This is a genomic window from Salana multivorans, assembly GCF_003751805.1.
Classification (GTDB): domain Bacteria; phylum Actinomycetota; class Actinomycetes; order Actinomycetales; family Beutenbergiaceae; genus Salana; species Salana multivorans.
In genome coordinates, this window is sequence record NZ_RKHQ01000002.1 from 783,048 (window position 1) to 802,993 (window position 19,946).

The 19,946-nt window shown below is 75.3% G+C and carries 15 protein-coding genes; 4 read left to right on the forward strand and 11 right to left on the reverse strand.

What is annotated here, in order from left to right:
• Positions 1 to 54: 54 nt before the first annotated feature.
• The gene (locus EDD28_RS15765) at positions 55 to 843 is read right to left on the reverse strand and encodes a helix-turn-helix transcriptional regulator (RefSeq protein WP_123740676.1); all 789 of its coding nucleotides are present in this window, start codon (positions 841 to 843) and stop codon (positions 55 to 57) included.
• Positions 844 to 973: 130 nt separating this feature from the next.
• Here EDD28_RS15765 and EDD28_RS15770 point away from each other — a divergent pair, with 130 nt between their 5' ends.
• The 4 genes from EDD28_RS15770 to EDD28_RS15785 all read left to right on the forward strand — a co-directional run bounded on the left by EDD28_RS15770 (position 974) and on the right by EDD28_RS15785 (position 7,770).
• Positions 974 to 1,963, forward strand: a complete 990-nt coding sequence (locus EDD28_RS15770) for an ABC transporter ATP-binding protein (RefSeq protein WP_245968119.1) — start codon at positions 974 to 976, stop codon at positions 1,961 to 1,963.
• Positions 1,960 to 2,766, forward strand: coding sequence for an ABC transporter permease (locus EDD28_RS15775; RefSeq protein ID WP_123740677.1), 807 nt, complete (start codon positions 1,960 to 1,962; stop codon positions 2,764 to 2,766). Before EDD28_RS15770 ends, EDD28_RS15775 begins: the two co-directional genes overlap by 4 nt.
• 162 nt (positions 2,767 to 2,928) lie before the next feature.
• Positions 2,929 to 6,672: a S8 family serine peptidase gene (locus tag EDD28_RS15780; protein ID WP_170169524.1), complete on the forward strand. Its 3,744-nt coding sequence runs from the start codon at positions 2,929 to 2,931 to the stop codon at positions 6,670 to 6,672.
• Between the two features lie 78 nt (positions 6,673 to 6,750).
• Positions 6,751 to 7,770: a COX15/CtaA family protein gene (locus EDD28_RS15785; RefSeq protein ID WP_245968120.1), complete on the forward strand. Its 1,020-nt coding sequence runs from the start codon at positions 6,751 to 6,753 to the stop codon at positions 7,768 to 7,770.
• Between the two features lie 60 nt (positions 7,771 to 7,830).
• Here EDD28_RS15785 and EDD28_RS15790 read toward each other — a convergent pair whose 3' ends face one another.
• From EDD28_RS15790 to EDD28_RS15835, 10 genes are read right to left on the reverse strand one after another with little or no spacing between them, the layout of a single operon-like run.
• Complete coding sequence (locus tag EDD28_RS15790) at positions 7,831 to 8,487, reverse strand: NUDIX domain-containing protein (RefSeq protein WP_123740679.1); 657 nt, start codon at positions 8,485 to 8,487, stop codon at positions 7,831 to 7,833.
• Positions 8,484 to 10,202, reverse strand: coding sequence for a CTP synthase (locus tag EDD28_RS15795; RefSeq protein ID WP_123740680.1), 1,719 nt, complete (start codon positions 10,200 to 10,202; stop codon positions 8,484 to 8,486). The genes EDD28_RS15790 and EDD28_RS15795 overlap by 4 nt, the downstream gene beginning before the upstream one ends.
• Before the next feature lie 4 nt (positions 10,203 to 10,206).
• Positions 10,207 to 11,367: a glycosyltransferase family 4 protein gene (locus EDD28_RS15800; RefSeq protein ID WP_123740681.1), complete on the reverse strand. Its 1,161-nt coding sequence runs from the start codon at positions 11,365 to 11,367 to the stop codon at positions 10,207 to 10,209.
• A 30-nt stretch (positions 11,368 to 11,397) separates the two neighbouring features.
• Entirely contained in the window at positions 11,398 to 13,113 is a 1,716-nt protein-coding gene (murJ, locus tag EDD28_RS15805; RefSeq protein WP_123740682.1) for a murein biosynthesis integral membrane protein MurJ, read from the reverse strand.
• Between the two features lie 7 nt (positions 13,114 to 13,120).
• Positions 13,121 to 13,957 (reverse strand): hypothetical protein, encoded by an 837-nt coding sequence (locus EDD28_RS15810; RefSeq protein WP_245968121.1) that lies wholly within the window; start codon positions 13,955 to 13,957, stop codon positions 13,121 to 13,123.
• Positions 13,954 to 15,144 carry a copper transporter gene (locus EDD28_RS15815; RefSeq protein WP_123740683.1) on the reverse strand — a complete coding sequence of 397 codons (1,191 nt, stop codon included), beginning with the start codon at positions 15,142 to 15,144 and terminating at the stop codon, positions 13,954 to 13,956. Before EDD28_RS15815 ends, EDD28_RS15810 begins: the two co-directional genes overlap by 4 nt.
• Before the next feature lie 3 nt (positions 15,145 to 15,147).
• Complete coding sequence (gene steA, locus EDD28_RS15820) at positions 15,148 to 16,329, reverse strand: putative cytokinetic ring protein SteA (protein ID WP_123740976.1); 1,182 nt, start codon at positions 16,327 to 16,329, stop codon at positions 15,148 to 15,150.
• On the reverse strand, positions 16,326 to 18,062 hold the full coding sequence (gene recN, locus EDD28_RS15825; RefSeq protein ID WP_123740684.1) for a DNA repair protein RecN: 1,737 nt from the start codon (positions 18,060 to 18,062) through the stop codon (positions 16,326 to 16,328). Before recN ends, steA begins: the two co-directional genes overlap by 4 nt.
• Complete coding sequence (locus EDD28_RS15830) at positions 18,059 to 18,949, reverse strand: NAD kinase (protein WP_211339248.1); 891 nt, start codon at positions 18,947 to 18,949, stop codon at positions 18,059 to 18,061. The genes recN and EDD28_RS15830 overlap by 4 nt, the downstream gene beginning before the upstream one ends.
• The gene (locus tag EDD28_RS15835) at positions 18,937 to 19,938 is read right to left on the reverse strand and encodes a TlyA family RNA methyltransferase (protein ID WP_123740685.1); all 1,002 of its coding nucleotides are present in this window, start codon (positions 19,936 to 19,938) and stop codon (positions 18,937 to 18,939) included. Before EDD28_RS15835 ends, EDD28_RS15830 begins: the two co-directional genes overlap by 13 nt.
• Between the last annotated feature and the right edge of the window lie 8 nt (positions 19,939 to 19,946).

Below are 19,946 nucleotides of genomic sequence, written 5' to 3' on the forward strand. Positions count from 1 at the left end.
GGTGGACGGCGACCCGCTCGTCGGGCGCGGCGCCGAGGCGTCGCGCGGCGTCGGTCAGGTGGCGTGCGCGATCGACGCCGGCGCCGAGGGCGGAGGCGGCGCCGACAGCCCGAGCGGGACGCTCGTGGTGCAGGCGTGCCCGCCGGCAGCGATCGTGGCGAGCCGCTGGACGTGGACGCCCAGCAGCCGGGAGATGACGCGGGTCTCCGCCTCGCACAGCTCGGGGTAGCGCTCGGCCGCCTGCTGCACCGGGCAGTGGCCCTGGCAGAGCTGGAGGACGGGCAGCTCACCCGCCGGGCGGCGGGTCGAGGCGGCGTAGCCGTCGGCGGTGAGCGCGTCGGCGAGGGCGCGCGCCCGGGCCGGGATGTCGTCGCCCGCGGCCTCGACGACGGTGAGGTAGCGGGCCTCGAGCTCGGCCAGCCGACCGTCGGCGAACGTCGCGACGCCGGGCTCGCCCAGCGCCGCCGCGATGAAGTCGAGCGCCTCGACCGCGAGCTCGCCGGACGCGTCCGGCAGGTGCTCCTGGGCTCCGGTCGTCGCGACGTACTCACGCGGCGGCCGACCGCGCCCGCGCGGCCCGGTGACGGGGACGAGGCGCTCGGCGATCTCGCCGGCGGCGACGAGCGCCTGGAGGTGGCGCCGGACGCCGGCCGGGGTGAGGTCGAGCTCCGCGGCCAGGCGGGCCGCGTCGATCGGTCCCTGGGAGACGACGAGCGCACGGACCCGGGTCCGCGTGCTGTCCGCGTCCGGGGCCGGGACGAGGTGGTGGGGCGCGACACCGGTGTGGCTCGGGTCACCGGCGGGTCCGGCCGTGACGACCGAACCGGCGATCGACTCGTTCATCCGCCACCTCCACTGACCGCATCACGGCGCCCGCGCGACGCCTCTTTAGGTAACAGTGTCATGCGGTAAATCCATTCCTTCAAGCAAGGAGAGCCTCACCTCCGGGCCACGGCACGTAGGATCGGGAGCCGTGCCAACAGCCGCGCTCGAGATCACGGATCTCCTCGTCCGATACGGACCCCGGACCGTGGTCGACGGCCTCTCGCTCGTCGCCGAGCGCGGACGCGTCACCGCGGTGCTCGGCCCCAACGGCGCGGGCAAGACGACGACGATCGAGTGCGCCGAGGGGCTGCGCCGCCCGGACGGCGGCTCCATCAGCGTCCTCGGCCATGCGCCCGGCTCCCGCGCGGCCCGCGCCGGCACGGGCGTCATGCTCCAGGACGGCGGCCTCCCCCTCGGCCGGACGGTGCGCGACGTCATGGCCCTCGCCGTCGCCCTGCACCCGGGCGGTGCCACGAGCTCCGACCTGCTCGACCGGGTCGGGCTCGCCCCCGTCGCCGGGACGACCGTGCGCCGGCTGTCCGGCGGCCAGCGGCAGCGCCTCGCGTTCGCCGTCGCACTCTGCTCGCGCCCGGAGCTGCTCTTCCTCGACGAGCCGTCGGCCGGGCTCGACCCGCACGGGCGGCGCGACGTGTGGGACCTCGTCCGCGAGCGCAGCTCGGCCGGGAGCGCCGTCGTCCTCACCACGCACCTGCTCGAGGAGGCCGAGGAGCTCGCCGACGTCGTCCACGTGCTCGACGGTGGCCGGATCGTCGCCAGCGGCAGCCCCCTCGAGCTGATCGCGCGCTACGCGGGCTCCGACACCGTCCGGGTGACGCTGCGCCGTCAGCTCGCTCCCGAGGAGGAGCGCTCGCTCGCCGCCACCCTCGCGCCGTGCCGGCTCGAGCGGGAGTCCGGGGCGTACGTGGTCCGAGGCGCCGAGCCCGCCTCCGGGTCCGCCTCGGGCCCGGACGCGCCGCCGGACGCGTCGCGGGCCGGCTCCTCCACGGCGATCACCCGCGCGATCGCGACGTGGTGCGACGAGGCGGGCGTCCAGATCGTGACGCTGCGCGCCGGCGGCGGGACGCTCGAGCACGCCTACCTCGCCCTCACGGCCGACGCCGCGACGGTGTCCCGATGAGCGCGACGGGGCGAGCGTCCGGCGCGACCGCGACCGCCGCGACCGCCGCACCCGCCACGCGGAGGGCGTCCGCCGTCGGCCGCGTCCTCGCCTACGCGCGGTTCGAGACCGTCGGGATGCTGCGCAACGGGGAGCAGCTCCTCGTCGCCGTCGTCCTGCCGGCGCTGGCGCTCGTCGGGCTCGGCGCGGCCGACATCGTGCGGCTGCCGGGTGACGCCGCCCGGATCGACGTCGTCGCACCCGGCGTCATCGCCCTCGCCATCGTCTCCTCCTCGTTCACCTCCCAGGCCATCGCGACGGCGTTCGACCGCCGCTGGGGCGTCCTGCGCCAGCTCGCGACGACGCCGCTCGGGTCCCCCGGCATCGTCCTCGGCAAGGGCCTCGCGGTGCTCGCGGTCCAGGTGATCCAGATCGCGCTGCTGACCGGCCTCGGTCTCGCGCTCGGGTGGCGACCGGAGACCGGCGCGCTGTGGGCGGCGGTGCTGGCGTGGTGGCTCGGGTCGCTGTCCTTCACGGCGCTCGGCCTCGTCCTCGCGGGGCGGCTGCGGGCCGAAGCGGTCCTCGCGGTCGCCAACCTGGCCTGGGTCGTGCTCGCGGGGGTCGGCGGACTCCTCCTCCCGACGTCGGGCGACACCCCCGTGCCCGTGCCGGCGATGGCCTGGCTGCCGACGGGAGCGCTCGGCGACGCGCTGCGCGAGACGCTCGGCGCCGGCGCGGTCCCGGGCGTCGGACTGGTCGTCCTCGGGGTGTGGGCGCTCGCCCTCGTCCTCGCGGCGACGCGCTGGTTCCGGCCCTCCGAGTAGCGCCAGGTCCGCTAACAGGAAAACCGGGCTGTTGCTTGGGACCAACGTCCCTTACGGTTGGTCCCACTGCCCGCGGCGTCGATGCGGCGGGCGGCCTCGACGGGCAGGAGGGGGCCCCTCCCGTCACCTGACACCGAGGAGCACCCAGTGACCGCAGGTCAAGTGAAGAAACACCAGTCCCATCGCGCGAGGCGCACCGTCCTGGCCGCCACGGCCGCGGCAGCCACGGCGCTGTCCCTGACCGCCGTCGGGGTGGCGGCGGCCCAGGCCGCGCCGGACGACGGCTCGGGCGGGCGAGCCCCGACGATCCCCCTCCAGCACCCGCAGCACGTCGACGCGGGCCAGTCGCTCCACGAGCGCACCGGCGTGTCGAGCTACTACGTGCGTTTCGACCTGCCGTCGGTCCGCGAGGAGCTCGAGGCGACCAAGAACCAGCGCGTCTCCCAGGCCGCCGTCGTCGACCGCACCACCGAGGCGATCGAGAGCGCGGCCGAGGAGGTCGTCGACGAGCTCGGCATCGGCGAGGACGACGTCCTCTACACCACCGTCAACGGCCTCGCCGGTGTCGCGGTGCGCGCGGACTCGGCCGATCTCGCGCAGATCGCCGAGCGCGACGACGTCATCTCCGTGACGCCGATCTCGCCGAAGCAGCTCACCTCGAACTCCGGCTCGAACCTCCTCACCGGCGCCGCCGCGACGTGGGACTACGTCGGCGTGACGGGCGAGGGGCAGACCATCGCCGTCATCGACACGGGCATCGACTTCTCCCACCGCGACTTCAACCCCTCGTTCGAGGGCAGCTACCCCGCCTCCTACGACGCGGGCTTCTTCGAGTCGCAGCCGTCGTGGGGCGAGGACACGGGCAAGGTGATCGGCGGCTACGACTTCGTCGGCCACCTCTACACCGGCACCGACGGCTCGCCCGCGGCCCGGCCCGACCCGAACCCGATGGACGAGAGCGCCGCGATGTGCCCGGGGATCGACCCCAGCATTCCGCGCGGCGGCGGCCACGGCAGCCACGTCTCCGGGACGGCGGCCGGGTACGGCGTCAACGCCGACGGCAGCACGTTCCAGGGCAGCTACGCCGACCTGGACGACGAGGAGCTCCGGTCGATGAAGGTCGGCCCCGGCTCCGCCCCGGGGGCCGACCTCGTGGCGCTCAAGGTCTTCGGCTGCGCCGGCTCGACCGAGTACGTCGCGGCCGCGCTCGACTGGCTGCTCGACCCGACGAACGAGACGGCCGCCAAGGTCACCGTCGTCAACATGTCGGTCGGCTGGACCTACGCCTCGCCCGACGACCCGGACAACCTGCTCGTCGAGGAGCTCACGCAGGACGGTGTCACGGTCGTCATCTCCGCCGGCAACGACGGCGACGTCTTCGACGTCGGCGGCTCCAACGGCAACTCCCCCGCAGCGCTCACGGTCGCGAACTCGATCGGCGACACGTTCGTCTACGAGACCGTCGACGCCAGCGCCCCGGAGGACGAGGTGAGCGAGCTGCTCGCGGGCCAGTACAGCGTCAACTTCGCCGGCACCTACCCGGACCAGACGTTCGAGGTCGTCGCGCTGCCCTCGGCCGGCAAGTCGGTCAGCTACCTCTCGGGCTGCGAGGCGTTCGACGCCGCGGACGCCGCGCTCGTCGCGGGCAAGGTCGTCATCCTCGCCTGGGACGACGCCGCCGCCCTCCCGTGCGGGTCGCTGGTGCGCTTCAACAACGCCGCGGCGGCCGGCGCGACGGGCGTCCTGCTGACGAGCACGACCAACGTGTTCCTCGCCGGGATCGGCGGCAACGCCGGCCTCCCCGGGTTTCAGCTGACGGCCGACGCGACCGCGGGCTTCGTCGAGTCCTACGACCCGGCCACGGGTGCGATCACGCTGCCGGCCGAGGGCCGGACGGTCACGTTCGCCTACGGCCCGACGGTCGTCCAGCAGTTCGACGACGAGGCCGACACGCTCAACGCGTCCTCCTCGCGCGGCAGCCACGGCACCTTCGGCGCCGTCAAGCCGGACGTCGCGGCCCCGGGAACGCTCATCGCGTCGGCCGGCGTCGGCTCGGGCGACGACCTGGCGATCATGTCGGGCACCTCGATGGCCTCGCCGCACGTCGCCGGTATCGCGGCACTCGTCCGCGCGGCCAGGACGGACCTGCCGAGGGAGGCCGTCAAGGCGGCCATCGTCAACACGGCAACGCACGACGTGACGATCGACGGGATCCCGTTCGGGCCCGGTCGCGTCGGGTCCGGCCGCGTCGACGCCGAGCGGGCCGCCACGACGCCCGTCGTCGCGTACGACAAGGCTGCCCCCGAGGCCGTCGGCGTCACGTTCGGCGTCCTCGAGGTCGGCGAGGCCGCGCTCACGGTCGAGCGGACCGTCGCGGTGCGCAACCTCAGCGGTCAGCAGCAGTCCGTGGCCGTCTCCTTCGAGAGCCAGTCGGACGTCACCGGGGTCGAGTACACGGTGAGCCCGTCCGAGGTCAGCGTCGCACCCGGCACGACCGCCGACGTCACGGTGACGCTCACGGTGGCCGACCCGACCCAGCTCGCCAAGGACCTCGACCCGACCATGGATCTCGACTCCGGCATCGGCCTCGTCCGCGACTTCCTGGCGACGCCGTCCGGCTGGCTCGTCCTGAGCCCGATGGAGCAGGAGAGCCTCCTGGTGCCGGTCGCGGCCGCGGTCAAGCCGCACGCCGACATGTCCGGCTCGGACGTCGTCTTCGCCGACGCCGAGGCCACGACGTCGCAGATCGACCTGTCGGGCCGCGGCCTCGACCAGGGCAGCGGCGACCCGGAGGACCCCCAGCACTACCAGTCGGTGATCGTGCCGACCCAGCTGGTGGCCCAGTCCCCGCGGCTGCCGATGGACGACCCGACGACCGAGGAGGTCGAGGGGCTGCTCAACACGACGGCCTCGACGGTCGACATCGCCTCCGTCGGCACCACGGCGTTCCTGGCGGAGTGGGAGGACGACCAGGGCATCCTCCGGACGAGCTCCTACGTCGGCTTCGGCATCGAGACCTGGAACCCGTGGTCCTACCTCGGCACCCAGTTCGCCACCATCGCCATCGACGTCTACGTGCCAGGTGCCGAGGAGCCGTACGTCGTCTGGGTCGAGAAGTACCTCAGCAACACGGGCGACTACGTCGACACGTCCGTCGTCTCGGTCTACGCCCCGGACGGCAGGAACACCGGGCTGGAGCTGCTCAACACGCTCGACGGCTCGATCGACACGAACGTGTTCGACCAGCGGCAGGCCTTCCTGCCGGTGGACCTCACGGCGTTCGGGTTCACCCCCGAGCAGATCGAGGCGGGCGACGTCAGCTTCACGTTCGACGTCTGCGGCTACTCGGAGTGGTCGAGCGACCCGCAGACCAAGTGCGTTGACACGGTCGAGGACCTCGAGTTCGACCTCGCCTCGGCGTACACCTTCGGTAACGGCTACAACGCGGTCTACCTCGACACCCCGGGCACGTCCATCCCGGTGACGCGTCCGGCCGCGGCCCCCGCCGCGCCGATCGTCCCGCTGGCCGCCGCCGCGGCGGCGGAGCCGGGCGAGGCCACGCACGTCGGCGACCTCCTCCTGCTGCACCTGCACAACGGGGTCTCCACGAGCGAGACGGGGCCGGCGCAGATCGTGCCGGTGCTCGAGCTGGCCGACGAGACGCCGAGCGAGGAGCCGAGCGAGACGGTCTCGCCCTCCACCGACCCGTCGGACACCGGGTCCCCGACGGCCTCGACGACGCCGACGGACGGCGGGAGCTCCTCACCGTCGCCGTCCGCCAGCTCCGGTGGGCCGCTCGGCAGCACGGGTGCTCCGGTCATCGGCGCCGTGATCGCCGCCGTCGCGCTCCTGCTCGGCGGTGCGGTGCTCCTGCTGGTGCGCCGGCGGCGGGGCCTGACCTCGTAACGGACGGACACAGCGAGGGCCGGGTGCCCGGGTCGCAGGACCCGGGCACCCGGCCCTCGCCGTCGCTAGGCTGTGCTGGTGTCCGCGCTCCCCCCGCACCCGGTCCCCGCGCCCTCAGGCTCCGCCGACGCCACCGACGCCGGGGGCTCCCCGTTCGGCTACGAGACGCCCCGTCCGGCTCGGCCCACGCGCCTGGTCGTGTCGCTCGCGTGGGGCAACCTGGCGCTGCAGCTCCTCATCATCCTGACCGGAGGGCTCGTCCGTCTCACGGGCTCGGGCCTCGGGTGCTCGACGTGGCCGCAGTGCGAGCCCGGTCAGTTCTCGCCCGTCCTGCACGAGGCGGCGAGCTACCACCCGTTCGTCGAGTTCGGCAACCGGGCGGTGTCCGTCATCGTGTGCCTCGTCGCGGTCGGCCTCCTCGTCGCGGTGTGGACCTCCCCCGGGACGCGGGAGCGCCGACCCGTCAGGCTGCTCGCCATCGCACCGCTCGCCGGCGTCCTCGCGCAGGCCGTCATCGGCGGGATCACCGTGCTCGTGGAGCTGCACCCGGCCGTCGTCGGCTTCCACTTCCTCATCTCCGCGGTGCTCGTGTGGGTCTCGACGCTGCTCCTCGTCCGGCTGCGCGAGGGCGACGCCCCGCCGCGGCAGACGTTCGCGGCCGCCGGCTGGAGCGGTGCGTGGCTGCGCTGGGCTCCCGCGACGTTCGCGGTGCTCACGGCGCTCGTCGTCGTCCTCGGGATCCTCACGACGGGTGCTGGCCCGCACTCCGGCGACGAGGAGGTCGGCTACCGGTTCGCGCTCGACCCGGCCCACCTGGCGAAGAGCCACGCGATGGCGGTGTGGGCGTTCGTCGCGGCCGTGCTGCTGACGCTCTGGCTCATCGCCCGCGCGGTCCCCGGCGGTACCTCGCTCGCCCCGGTCCGGCACGCCCGGCGCGCCTGGGGCGTCCTGGTCGTCGTCACCCTCGCCCAGGGGCTGATCGGGTACGCGCAGTACTTCTCGGGACTGCCCGTCCCGCTCGTGGCGCTCCACCTCGTCGGGTCGGGTCTGCTCGTCGCGGCGGTGACGGCGGCCGTGCTCTCCCTCCGCGTCCGCTGAGGCGTCCGGCCCGGGCGCCGCGACGGTGGCGGGCGCGAGCCGGCGGGGCCGCGGCGCGGATCAGGCGGGCGTGCGGTCCGGACGCAGCACGAACGGCGCGGAGACGTCGCGCAGCGAGGTGAACCCCGTCCGCTCGCTCGCCGCGGCCGCGAGGACGCCGAGCGTGGCGCTCGGGCTGTGCATCCGTCCGGCGAGCACCGCCTCGACCGCCTCCGCGAGGGGCACCCAGGCGAGCTCGATCTCGGACTCCTCCCCCTCGCGGACGAAGTCCGAGCGCAGTGCCGCCTGGGGGTCGCGGGCGAGGAAGACCCGGATGGCCTCGTCCGTCGCACCCGGCGTGGTCGCGAAGTCGACGAGGACGTCCCACCGCCTCGCGACGAGGTCGGCCTCCTCGGCCAGCTCACGCTGCGCCGCGAGCAGGAGAGTCTCCTCGGCTCCCCCGTCGAGCAGCCCGGCCGGGATCTCCCACAGGTAGGCGCCGACCGGCACGCGGTACTGGCGCAGCAGGAGCACCTCGAGGCTCGCCCGCTCGCGCAGCACGACGACGGCGACGGCCCCGGGGTGCCGGGTGAACTCGCGCGTCACGACGCCGGCCTCCCCGAGGTCGACGTCCCGGGAGACCAGGTCGAAGACCCGGCCGTCGTGGATCGTCCGCTCGGCGAGGACCGGCCGCGGTGCGAGCTCGTCACCCCAGGCGGGCGACCCGGTGGCGCTCATCGGGTCGGCTCGACCTCGAGCAGGCGCGACTCGCGCTGACGCTGCAGCGCGGCCGCGACGAGCCCGGCGAACAGCGGGTGCGCCTTCGTCGGCCGCGACTTGAACTCGGGGTGGGCCTGCGTCGCGACGTAGTACGGGTGGACCTCGCGCGGGAGCTCGACAAACTCCACCAGCGAGGAGTCCGGCGACGTCCCGGAGACGACCAGGCCCGCCTCCTCCAGCCGCGGACGGTAGGCGTTGTTCACCTCGTAGCGGTGCCGGTGCCGCTCGGTCACGGTCGTGGCGCCGTAGACGTCAGCGACGACCGAGCCCGGCGTCAGCTCCGCCTCGTAGGAGCCGAGACGCATCGTCCCGCCGAGGTCGCCGGCGCCGTCGACGATGTCGAGCTGCTCCGCCATGGTCGCGACGACGGGGTCGGGGGTCGCGGCGTCGAACTCGGTCGAGCTGGCGTCGGCGAGGCCGAGCTCGCTGCGCGCGTACTCGATGACCATGCACTGCAGGCCGAGGCAGATCCCGAGCGTCGGGACCTGGTTGCGACGCGCCCAGGTGAGCGCGCCGAGCTTGCCCTCGATGCCGCGGACGCCGAAGCCGCCGGGCACGAGCACGGCGTCGACCCCCTCGAGCGCGCGGCGGGCGCCGTCGGGCGTCTCGCACCGGTCGGACTCGACCCACCGGATCGAGACGCGGGCCTCGTTGGCGAAGCCGCCCGCGCGCAGCGCCTCGGTCACCGACAGGTAGGCGTCGGGCAGGCCGATGTACTTGCCGACGAGCGCGATCTCGACCTCGTGGCGCGGGTGGTGGACGGCGTCGAGCACGGTGCCCCAGCTCGACCAGTCGACGTCGCGGAACGGCAGGTCGAGGCGGCGCACGACGTACGCGTCGAGGCGCTCCTCGTGCAGCACCTTCGGGATGTCGTAGATCGACGGCGCGTCGACGGCGTTGACCACGGCGTCGCGGTCCACGTCGCACATCGCGGCGATCTTGTGCTTGACCCCCTCGGGCAGCGCCCGGTCGGAGCGGCACACGATGGCGTCGGGCTGGATGCCGATGCTGCGCAGCGCGGCCACGGAGTGCTGCGTCGGCTTGGTCTTGAGCTCCTTGCTCGGGCCGATGAACGGCACGAGGGAGACGTGGAGGAAGAACACGTTGTCGCGGCCGACGTCCTGACGGACCTGGCGCGCGGCCTCGATGAACGGCTGCGACTCGATGTCACCGACCGTGCCGCCGATCTCGGTGATGATGACGTCCGGCGCGCCGGGCCCGTCGGCCTGCGCGCGCATCCGGCGCTTGATCTCGTCGGTGATGTGCGGGATCACCTGGACGGTCGCGCCCAGGTACTCGCCCTTGCGCTCCTTGGCGATGACCGTCGAGTAGACCTGACCGGTCGTGACGTTGGCGCCGCGGTCGAGGTCGACGTCGAGGAACCGCTCGTAGTGACCGATGTCGAGGTCCGTCTCGGCGCCGTCCTCCGTGACGAACACCTCACCGTGCTCGAACGGGTTCATCGTCCCGGGGTCGACGTTGAGGTAGGGGTCGAGCTTCTGCATCATGACGCGCAGGCCGCGCGCACGAAGGAGCTGACCGAGGGAGGAGGCCGTGAGTCCCTTGCCCAGCGAGGAGACGACACCCCCCGTCACGAAGATGTGCTTCGTGATGTCGTTGTGACCGAGGGCGCTTCTGCGAGAGGGATCCACCACGGAGTTCGACCCTAACAGGCCCTCACCCCGAGCGCGAGGAGCGGCGCTCGTGCCGCGCCTCCCGCGCCCGCCGCGCGTCGCGCGCGAGCTCGGCCCGGGACCACCACTCCTCGAGCTGGTCGAGCGTGTCCTCGAGGGTGGGCAGCGTCGCGGCCCGCGCCAGCGCGGCCTCGCGGAGGACCGCGACCCGCTCGGGGTCCGCGAGCAGCCCGCGCACGGCCGAGGCGAGCGCGTCGGGTCGCGGCGGGACGAGCTCGGCCGCGTCGCCGGTCACCTCGTGCGTGCCGCCGACGTCGGTGGCGACGACCGCGGCGCCCAGGTGCAGGGCCTCCTGGACGGCGATCGGCTGCCCCTCCCAGCGGGCCGTGCTGACGACGACGTCGGCCGCCGCCACGAGGTCCGCGACGTCGTCGCGCCGGCCGAGGAAGCGCACGGGCAGCGCCTCGTCGGCGGCCTGGCGCTCCAGGTCGCCGAGCAGCGGCCCGTCGCCGGCGACGACCCAGACGACCTCGCGCGGGCCTGCCTCGAGCAGGGCGGCCGCGTCGAGCAGCAGGTCGAGCCCCTTCTGCGGGGCGAGCCGCGCGACGGTGACGAGGAGCGCCGCGTCCCGCGGCACGCCGAGCTCGTCGCGCACCTGCGCGGCCGTTCGCTGCGGCACCGGCCGCGGCGGGGCTGGCACGAGGGCGCGCGTCGTGTGCCGGGCACCCCGCAGCCGGGCCAGCTCGACGAGATCGCCCGAGACGCCGAGGACGACGTCGGCGCCCCGGCCGACGAGCTCCTCCAGACCGCGCGCGATGGCGCGCACGCTCCTCCCGCCGACCGGCAGGTTGTGCAGCGTGACGACGACGGCCGGCCGGTCGCCCCCGAGGCTGCGCGCCGCGAGGACGGCCAGCGCGCCGGCGCGAAGGCCGTGGGCGTGCACGACGTCCGCCTGCCGGGCGAGGACCCGCAGCCGCTGGAGGGCCGCCGCGTCGTCCTTCCCCGGCCGGTCGGAGATCTCGAGCCGCGCGACCGGGACGCGACCGGGCGCGAGGATCTGCTCGTGCAGGTCGAGCGGTCCCGCCACCCGGACGTCGCGTCCGCGTCGACGCGCTCCCGCGGCGATCTGCGCGACGTGCCGCACGACGCCGCCCGCGCTCGATCCGAGCACCTGCAGGACGTACCCGCCAGCCTCACGTGTCATGTCGCTCCCTCGTCGCCGTCGTCGCTCTGGTCACGGTCTCTCGTCCCCGTCCGGGGTCCCGGGGGCCGCCACGGTGGGTGGCGGCGTGGTCGTCGCTGTCGTCGCTGTCGGCGCTGTCGGCGCTGGCACGGCCTGCGGTGCCGCGGCCGGGGCACGGCGGCGCAGCACGACGCGCAGGAGCTGCCGGTCCCCGAGCGCGAGCACGCCACCCGTGACGCCGAGCGCCACGAGCCCGGCGGCGGCCCCGATCCCGAGGTCGGCCGCGAGCCCGCCGCCGTCCAGCCCCGCGACCCCGAGCCCGGCGAGCGCACCGACGACGGCCCCGGCGAGCGCGACGGCCGTCGTCCGCGCCACCCCCGCGAGGGCGGGCGAGCCGACCTCGCGCCGGATGAACAGGGCCAGCAGGACGCCGCCGGCGAGCGTCCCGATGCTCGTGGCGAGCCCGAGCGAGCGCAGCACCGCGACGGCTCCCCCACCGCTGGTCGCGACCAGGACGAGCGCCAGCAGCGCCACGAGCAGCCAGCCGGCGGACGTGGCGACGAGGACGAGGCGGCCCCGCTCCAGCGCGAACAGCACGCGGGCCAGGTGGAACAGCAGGGCGAGGCCGAGCACGCTGAGCGCGGCGGCCGCGATCGAGACGCCCATGCCCTCGACGGCTCCCCCGCGCGCGAACAGCTCGAACACGCCCTCGATCCGCCACGCCGCGGCCACGAGCGCCGCGGCACCGGCGAGGGAGACGGCGACGATCGCGCGCGTCGAGGTCGCCGTCCGCGCGGCCAGCAGGTCGTGCCGGCCGGTGCTGGCGTGCTCGGCCAGGCGCGGGAACAGCGTCGTCGCGAGCGGCACCGCGAGCACCGCGTACGGCAGCATGACGACGGCCGTCGCGTACTGGTTGATGTTGATGACGCCGGCCCCACCCGAGCCGTTGGCGAGCCGGGCGACGACGAGCACGCTGAGCTGCTGGGCCAGGAGGCCGCCGGCGCCGGCGAGCGCGAGGGAGCGCGCGCGCCGGGCCACCCCGGGCGGGAAGCGCAGCGTGAGACGCAGCCGGACGCCGGCACGCCAGGCGGGCACGAGCAGGGGCAGGCTGAGCGCGGCGACACCGGCCGTCGTGCCCCAGCCGAGCCATGCCACGGCCTGCGGGGTGAGCGTGGCCGGGGTGACCCCGTCGGCCGTGAGGAGGCCGTAGGCGTAGTAGGCGCCGATGACCACGACGCTCGACAGCAGCGGCGCCAGCGCGGGGCCGATGAACCGGCGGTGCGCCTGGAGGACGCCCGAGAGCACGACGCCGACCCCGTAGAGCGGGATCTGCAGGGCGAACATCCGCAGGAGGCTCGCGCCGAGGTCGACCTGGGCCGCGGCCGCCCCGCCGCCGAGCATGGCGCGCATGATGGCGGGCGCGGCGAGCCAGGTGAGGGCGCCGAGCGGCACGAGCGCGACGAGCGCCCAGGTCAGCAGCGCCGAGGAGGTCCGGTCGACGTCGCCGCGCAGGTCCTTCGCGATCGCGCCGGCGAGCACCGGGACGATCGCACCGGCGAGAGCGCCGCCGGCCGCGACCTCGAACAGGACGTTGGGGACGATGTTGGCGGTCGCGTACGCCGTGCCGATCTCGTTCGGGCCGACCCACGCGTTCTGCGCGAACCACCGGCCGAACCCGAGCAGGCGGGTCGCCAGCGTGAGGACCGTGACGACCGCGGCGGCGCCGGCGACGCCCGCCGTGATCCGGGCGAGCCGGGAGGTGCTCATGGCCGACTCAGCCGGTGCGCCGGCCGGCCTGGTCGAGCGCGCGCAGCCACGCCGTCCGCTCGATGACGGCCGAGAAGCTGACCCGCTCGCTGGCGAGCGTCCCCGCGACGACGACGGCGAGCGCGCCCAGCCGGACGGCGGGGTGGGGCGAGGCGGCCAGCGCGACGCCGAGACCGGCGCCGAGGGCGTTGGCCCCCGTGTCGCCCAGCATCGTCGACTCGGCGAGGTCGCCGGGAGCGGCGGCCGCGGTGGCGCCGAGGACCCCGGAGGCGACGGACGTGGCGGGCCCGGGCACGACGGCGAGCGGCAGCGCGACGGCGGCCACCGCCTTGAGCGCGCGTCCCGGCCGCAGGTCGAGCAGGTTGACCAGGTTGGCGGTCCCGGCGACGAGGGCGCCCGAGGCGACGGAGTCCGCGATCCCGCGCCAGGTGCGGGTCGACCCGCGGGCGCCGGCGAGGATCGTGCCGGCGGCGAGGCCCGCGAGCCCGATGCCGGCGAGCTTGAGGAACCCGGTGGTGACCTGGCCGTCGCGCAGGGCGCTCAGGTGTCCGCGCAGCCCCTTGGTCGAGCGGTCCTCCGGCTGCTCGCCGAGGTCGTCGAGCGCGCCGAGGGCCCCGGCCGGGGCTACGGCGACGACGGCGGCGAGCCCGGGCCGTCCGCCGGCGGAGGCGACGCCGGCGAGGGCGCCGACCGCGGCCGCGATCCCGCCGGCGAGGCTGACGGTGCGGCCGGCGAAGTTCGTCCGCTCGAGCCGCTGGACCGCGTCGTCCGACAGGACGTGGAGCTGCAGCCGGGCACCGACGGTCATGGCGGCCGCGTTGACCGCGGGGACGAGCCGGCTCACGCCGCCTCCTCCTGGGGCTCGTCGCTCGCGACGTCGGTGGAGCCGTCGGTGGACTGGTCCGTCGCGCCGTCCGTGGAGCCGTCGGTTGACTGGTCCGTCGCGCCGTCGGTCGCACCATCCTCCGTGGGCGCAGTGCCGTCCGTCCCGGCGTCGGTCGGCGTCGGCGTCGGCTGGAGGACGAGGGGCGGCTCGAGCTGTTTGGCCCCCGGGACGACGCCCGCGACGCCGCTCCCGAAGCCGTAGGCCGCGGGCTCGTCGCCGGCCGCGACGCCCGCGAGCGCGAGCACCGCGATGATCCGGCCGGAGGCGGAGCCGAGGTCGTCGGTCGTGGTGACGCCGCCGATCTGGCGCACCGCTGGCAGCAGGTCGGTGGCGGTGCCGACGTCGCCGGCGACGACCGAGGGCCCGGTCTTCGCGATCTCGACGATGACGGAGCTCCACGCGGCGAGGCTGTCCGCGTCCGCCGTGTAGCCGTCGGCCGGGTCGCCGCCGGCCGGCGTCAGCACGAGCACGAGGTCGGCCGGCTGGGAGATCTCACCGGTCACGAGCGGGTCGGCGCCGCTGCTGAGCGCGGCGAAGATCTCGCTCGCCACCGTGCCGGGCACGCGCGGGTCGTCGGCGCTCGCGCCGCGGAGCGCCTCGGACAGCCCGCGCGCCAGCAGCGTCCGGTCCTCGCTCCCGTCGTCACCCGATGGCGCCGGCTCCGCGAGGATCGACGCGAGCTCCCGCGCCGCCTTGGCCCGGAAGGCCTCCTGCGCGGGGTCGGCCCACAGCGACCCGAGCGTCACGTCGGCGACGACCTCGCCGCCCGCCTGCTCGATCCGCTCCGTCACCGCCGCCACCACGTCGTCCGTCACCTGGGGGGCACCCCCGGTCGGGGTGTCCGTGCCCGCGGCGAGGACGGGGACACCGGGCGAGCGGACCACGGCGACGCGGTACTCGGGCAGCGCGCCCGACACGAGCCGCTCGGCCGTGGCCTGGATGAACGCGTCGGAGTCGGCCGCCTGGCGCTGGACGCTGTCGAGCTCGACGCGCAGCCCGTCCTTCTCCTGGCGCAGCTGCTCGACCTGGCCCGTCAGCTGGTCCGAGATGGTGTCGCGCAGCGGCCCGGCGCCGAGCACGATGCCGACGGCGAGCGCGAGGAACACCGAGATGAGCGAGACGAGGTGGTAGCGGAAGTCGATCACGCGTCACCCTCCTTGAAAGAGTCTTGACACCCAGGAGACGAGGTCGTCCCACCGGGCGAGGGTGATCTCGGTCGCCGCCTGGCCGGCCGGAGTGACCGCCAGCGCGACGAGCAGGGCGGCGAGCCCCGCGAGGACGAGCAGCACGAGCTGCCAGTTGGAGATCGACGGCCGGTACAGCCGCGAGACCCCCTTGGCGTCGACGAGCTTCCCGCCGACGCGCAGCCGGGTGAGGAACGTCGAGGCCATGCCGTTGCGGCCCTTGTCGAGGAACTCGATGAGCGTCGCGTGCGTGCCGATCGCCACGATGATCTCGGCGCCCATGTCGTCGGCGAGGAGCATCGCGACGTCCTCGCTCGTTCCGGTCGCCGGGAACACGACGTGGGGTGCGCCGAGCCGCTCGACCCTCGCCTGCCCCGGCGCGCGGCCGTCGCGGTAGGCGTGGACGACGATCTCGGCGCCGCAGGTGAGCGCCTTGTCCGAGACGGAGTCCATGTCGCCGACGATGAGGTCCGGCGTCCAGCCAGCCTCGATGATCGCGTCGGCTCCCCCGTCCACCCCGATGAGGACCGGCTTGCTCTCGCGGATCCACGAGCGCAGCATCGCGAGGTCCTCCTTGTAGTGGTACCCGCGCACCACGATGAGGACGCCGCGCCCCTCGATGGGGGTCGAGACCTTGGGGACGCCGATGCCGTCGAGCAGCAGGTCGCGCTCGGAGACCATGTACGCGAGCGTGTTCGCCGCGAACGCCTCGAGCTGGTCGGACAGGCCCTCGCGCGCCTCGTCGAGCGCGGCCGTCACGGTGGTCTCGTCCTGCAGGACGCCCTCGGCGACGAGCTGCGAGCCCGCGTAGACCCTGTTCCCGTCGACCCGCAGCGTCGTGCCCTCCTTGACGGCCATGACGTCGGCGCCGAGGTGGTCGACGAGCGGGATGCCGGCGTCGAGGAGGATCTGCGGACCGAGGTTCGGGTAGCGCCCGGAGGTCGACTCGGCGGCGTTGAGGACGACCGCCGGGTGGCAGGCGACGAGCGCCTCGGCCGAGACACGGTCGATGTCGCGGTGGTCGATGACGGCGACGTCGCCGGAGGAGAGCCGCTTCGTGAGCGCCTTCGTGCGTCGGTCGACGCGAGCGGGACCGACCAGGCCGGTGCCCGGGTCGGCGGTGGAACGGTGTGGTCGCAGTCTCATGTCGCCGACCATCGTTGCACGCGGGACCTGTCGAGGAGGTCGGCGGCGTGCTGGAGCGCGGTGTCGGTTTCCTCACCCGAGAGCATGCGGGCCAGCTCGGCCGTGCGCTCGTCGCCGGAGACGATCCGGACGGTCGTGGCGACCCCGCCGTCGTCCGGGCCCTTGGCGACGACGATCTGGCGGTCGGCGAACGCCGCGACCTGGGCGAGGTGGGTCACGACGAGCACCTGGGCGCCGGTCGCGAGCCGGGCGAGCCGCTCGCCCACGGCCGCGGCCGTCCGCCCGCCGATCCCGGCGTCGACCTCGTCGAAGACGAACGTGGTGGCGCGCCCGTGCCGCTCCGCGAGCACGACCTCCAGGGCCAGCATGACGCGGGACAGCTCGCCGCCGGACGCGCCGACGCCCAGCGGCGCCGGAGCCGCGCCCCGGTAGGCGGTGAGCACGAGGGTGACGGCGTCGTCGCCCGTCGGGCCAGGCTGGGCCGGCGCGACCTCGACGTCGACCCGAGCCGCCGGCATGGCGAGCCCGTGCAGCTCGGCGGTGACGGCGGCGGCGAGGTCGGCCCCGGCGGTGCGCCGGGCGGCCGTCAGCTCGGCCGCGACGGCGCCCCGCTCGGCGAGGGCCTGCGTCAGCGCCTCCTGGAGCGCCTCGGCGTCCTGGCCGGGGTCGGTCAGCTCGGCCAGCCGCTCGCGCGCCCCGACCGCCCAGGCGAGGACGGCGTCGCTGCTGCCGGGCGGCGGGTCGTCCGGACCGGGCTCGCCGAACGCCGTCCCGTAGGTCCGGGCGAGCTGGGCGAGCCGGGCGCGGCGGGAGTGCACGGCGTCGAGCCGGTCGGGGTCGGCCTCGAGCGCGGCGACGTAGCGGCCCAGCTCACCCTCGAGGTCCGCGGCCAGATAGGCGGCGTCGAGGAGCTGCGACGCGAGCGTCGCGAGGGCGGGATCGTGCTCGCCGGCGCGCGCGAGCGAGCGGGAGGCGTGCTCCAGCAGCGCGATGGCGCCCGAGCCGCCCTCCCCGCCGGCCGGGTCGCCACCGAGAGCCGCCCCGGCGAGCGCCGCGGCCTGCGTCAGGTGCTCCATGTTGTCCAGCCGGGCGGCCTCGTCGCGCAGCGCGACGTCCTCCCCCGGCTGGATCTCGGCATCGTCGATCTCGGCCAGGGCCGAGGTGAGGGACGCGATCTCCAGCTCCCTGGTCCGCTCGCCGGCGCGGACGCGCGCGAGCGTCTGCTCGAGGTCGCGCGCGCGAGCGTGCGCGCCGCGCATGCGCGCGAGCAGGTCGGCGTGCCCGCCGTAGGTGTCGACGACGTCCCGCTGCCGCGACGGGGAGCGCAGCCGCGTCTGGTCGGACTGGCCGTGGATGGTGACGAGGTCCTCGGCGAGCTCGCCGAGGACGCCCTGCGGGACGGAGCGCCCGCCGAGGTGCGCGCGCGAGCGGCCGGTGGCCGGCACGGTGCGGGCGACGATGAGGACCCCGTCGTCGAGGTCGCCTCCGGCCTCGCCCACCCGCTCGACGACGGAGCCGGGCAGGTCGGCGAACCGGCCCTCGACGAGGGCGCGCTCGGCGCCCGGCCGGACCAGGCCGGCGTCGGCTCGGCCCCCGAGGAGGAGCTCGAGCGCGGTGAGCAGCATCGTCTTGCCGGCACCGGTCTCGCCCGTGACGGCGGTGAACCCGCCGGCCGGTTCGAGGCGCGCCTCGGCGATGACGCCGAGGTCGTGGATCTCGATCTCCTCGATCACGTGTCGTCCTCCCCCCGCCAGCCCGTGACGGGGAGCGCGAACTTGCGCACGAGACGCGCGGTGAAGGGCCCCGGCCGCAGGCGGGCGAGGATGACGGGCTGGGCGCCGCGGCGCACCTCGACGCGCGCGCCCGGGGCGAGGTGGATGGTGCGCCGACCGTCGCACCACATCGTGGCGCCGCCGCGGTTGCGCTGGAGCAGCTCGACCTCCAGGACCGACGACGGGCCGACGACGAGCGGGCGGGCGAACAGCGCGTGCGCGTTGAGCGGGACGAGCAGCAGGGCCTCGACGTCCGGCCAGACGACCGGGCCGCCGGCGGAGAAGCCGTACGCGGTCGAGCCGGTCGGTGTGGCCAGCACGACGCCGTCGCAGCCGAAGCTCTCGAGCTCCCGGCCGTCGACGCCGATCGCCAGCTCGACCATCCGGGCGACCGCGTCCTTCTCGACGCTCGCCTCGTTCATCGCCCAGCCGAGTCGCACCGTGCCGTCCGGCTCGACGACGCGCACGTCGACGGTCATCCGGCGCTCGACGTCGTAGGCGCGCTCGTCGATCTGGCGGACCGCGTCCCGCACGTCCCCCTCGTCCAGCTCGGCGAGGAAGCCGACGTGGCCGAGGTTGACCCCGAGGACGGGCACGTCGTGGCCGCGGACCAGCTCGGCCGCGCGCAGGATCGTCCCGTCGCCGCCGAGGACGACGGCGATCTCGACGCCCCCGGGCAGGAGCACCCCGCCGTCGCGGTCCCGTTCGAGCTCGGCCTCGCCCACGATCTCGATCCCCCGGGCGCGCAGCAGCTCCGTGAACTCGTCGCGCACGACGCGGGCACGCTCGTGGACGTGGGAGACCAGGAGCACACGGCGGGGTGGGGTCGACGCAGTCACGTGCCCCATTCTCCGACACGGCACCGACACGCGGGGCCCAGGTCTGTGGACAACGCGCCGAGCGGATCGCCGGAGGCCGCCGGCGATCCCGGCTCGCCGGACGCGAGCAGCACGGTCTCCCCCGCCGCCGCAGCAGCCGCCGCCTCGGTCAGCCGGCAGTCCGCCGCAGCCGGCCCGGTGGTGCCGACGGGCGGGGCGGCGGCGCTCGACGGTCCGTCCGCGAGCCGCAGCCAGGCCAGCAGCTCGCGGTTGCCGTGCTCGCCCGCGACCGTGCTCGGCAGGACCGCGCGCACGTCGAACCCGGCCGCCCCGGCCGCGTGCAGCACCCGGGCGAGCGCGGCCGCGCGCGCCCCGTCGTCGTCCACCACACCGCCCTTGCCGAGCGCCGCGCGACCGACCTCGAACTGCGGCTTGACGAGGACGACGGCGTCGGCCCTAGGCGCAAGCGCCCGGGCGAGCGGGGCGAGGACGAGCGTGAGCGAGATGAACGAGAGGTCGGTGACGAGGACGTCGGGGGCCGGCGCGACCTGGGCGGGGTCGAGGTCGCGCACGTTGACGCCCTCGAGGCTGGTGACGCGCGGGTCGTCGCGCAGGACGGCGGCGAGCTGGTCGTGACCGACGTCGACGGCGACGACGTGCGCGGCGCCCCGCTCGAGCGCCACCTGGGTGAAGCCGCCGGTCGACGCGCCCGCGTCGAGCACCCGCCGCCCGGCGAGGGACGGGGCACCGAGCGGTGTGGCCGCCAGCGCGTCCAGGGCGCCGACGAGCTTGAGGGCCGCCCGAGAGACGTAGTCGCGCGCGCCGCCCGGCGCCGGCGCGACGTCGAGCGGGTCCTCGGCCCCGATCGGACGCGAGGGACGGTCGACGACGGCGCCGCCGCTCCGCACGCGTCCGGCCTCGATGAGGCGGCGCGCGGTCGTGCGGGACGTCGCGAGGCCTCGCTCCACGAGGGCGACGTCGGCGCGCACGGGCGCCGGAGGCCGGGCCGGCGTGGTCATGGGCGCCG

Bases quoted from the DNA above. Each gene is read 5' to 3' on its own strand.
- EDD28_RS15765 (WP_123740676.1), bottom strand. From the start codon at position 843: ATGAACGAGTCGATCGCCGGTTCGGTCGTCACGGCCGGACCCGCCGGT.
- EDD28_RS15775 (WP_123740677.1), top strand. From the start codon at position 1,960: ATGAGCGCGACGGGGCGAGCGTCCGGCGCGACCGCGACCGCCGCGACC.
- EDD28_RS15790 (WP_123740679.1), bottom strand. From the start codon at position 8,487: ATGAGCGCCACCGGGTCGCCCGCCTGGGGTGACGAGCTCGCACCGCGG.
- EDD28_RS15800 (WP_123740681.1), bottom strand. From the start codon at position 11,367: ATGACACGTGAGGCTGGCGGGTACGTCCTGCAGGTGCTCGGATCGAGC.
- murJ (WP_123740682.1), bottom strand. From the start codon at position 13,113: ATGAGCACCTCCCGGCTCGCCCGGATCACGGCGGGCGTCGCCGGCGCC.
- steA (WP_123740976.1), bottom strand. From the start codon at position 16,329: ATGAGACTGCGACCACACCGTTCCACCGCCGACCCGGGCACCGGCCTG.
- EDD28_RS15830 (WP_211339248.1), bottom strand. From the start codon at position 18,949: ATGGGGCACGTGACTGCGTCGACCCCACCCCGCCGTGTGCTCCTGGTC.
- EDD28_RS15835 (WP_123740685.1), bottom strand. From the start codon at position 19,938: ATGACCACGCCGGCCCGGCCTCCGGCGCCCGTGCGCGCCGACGTCGCC.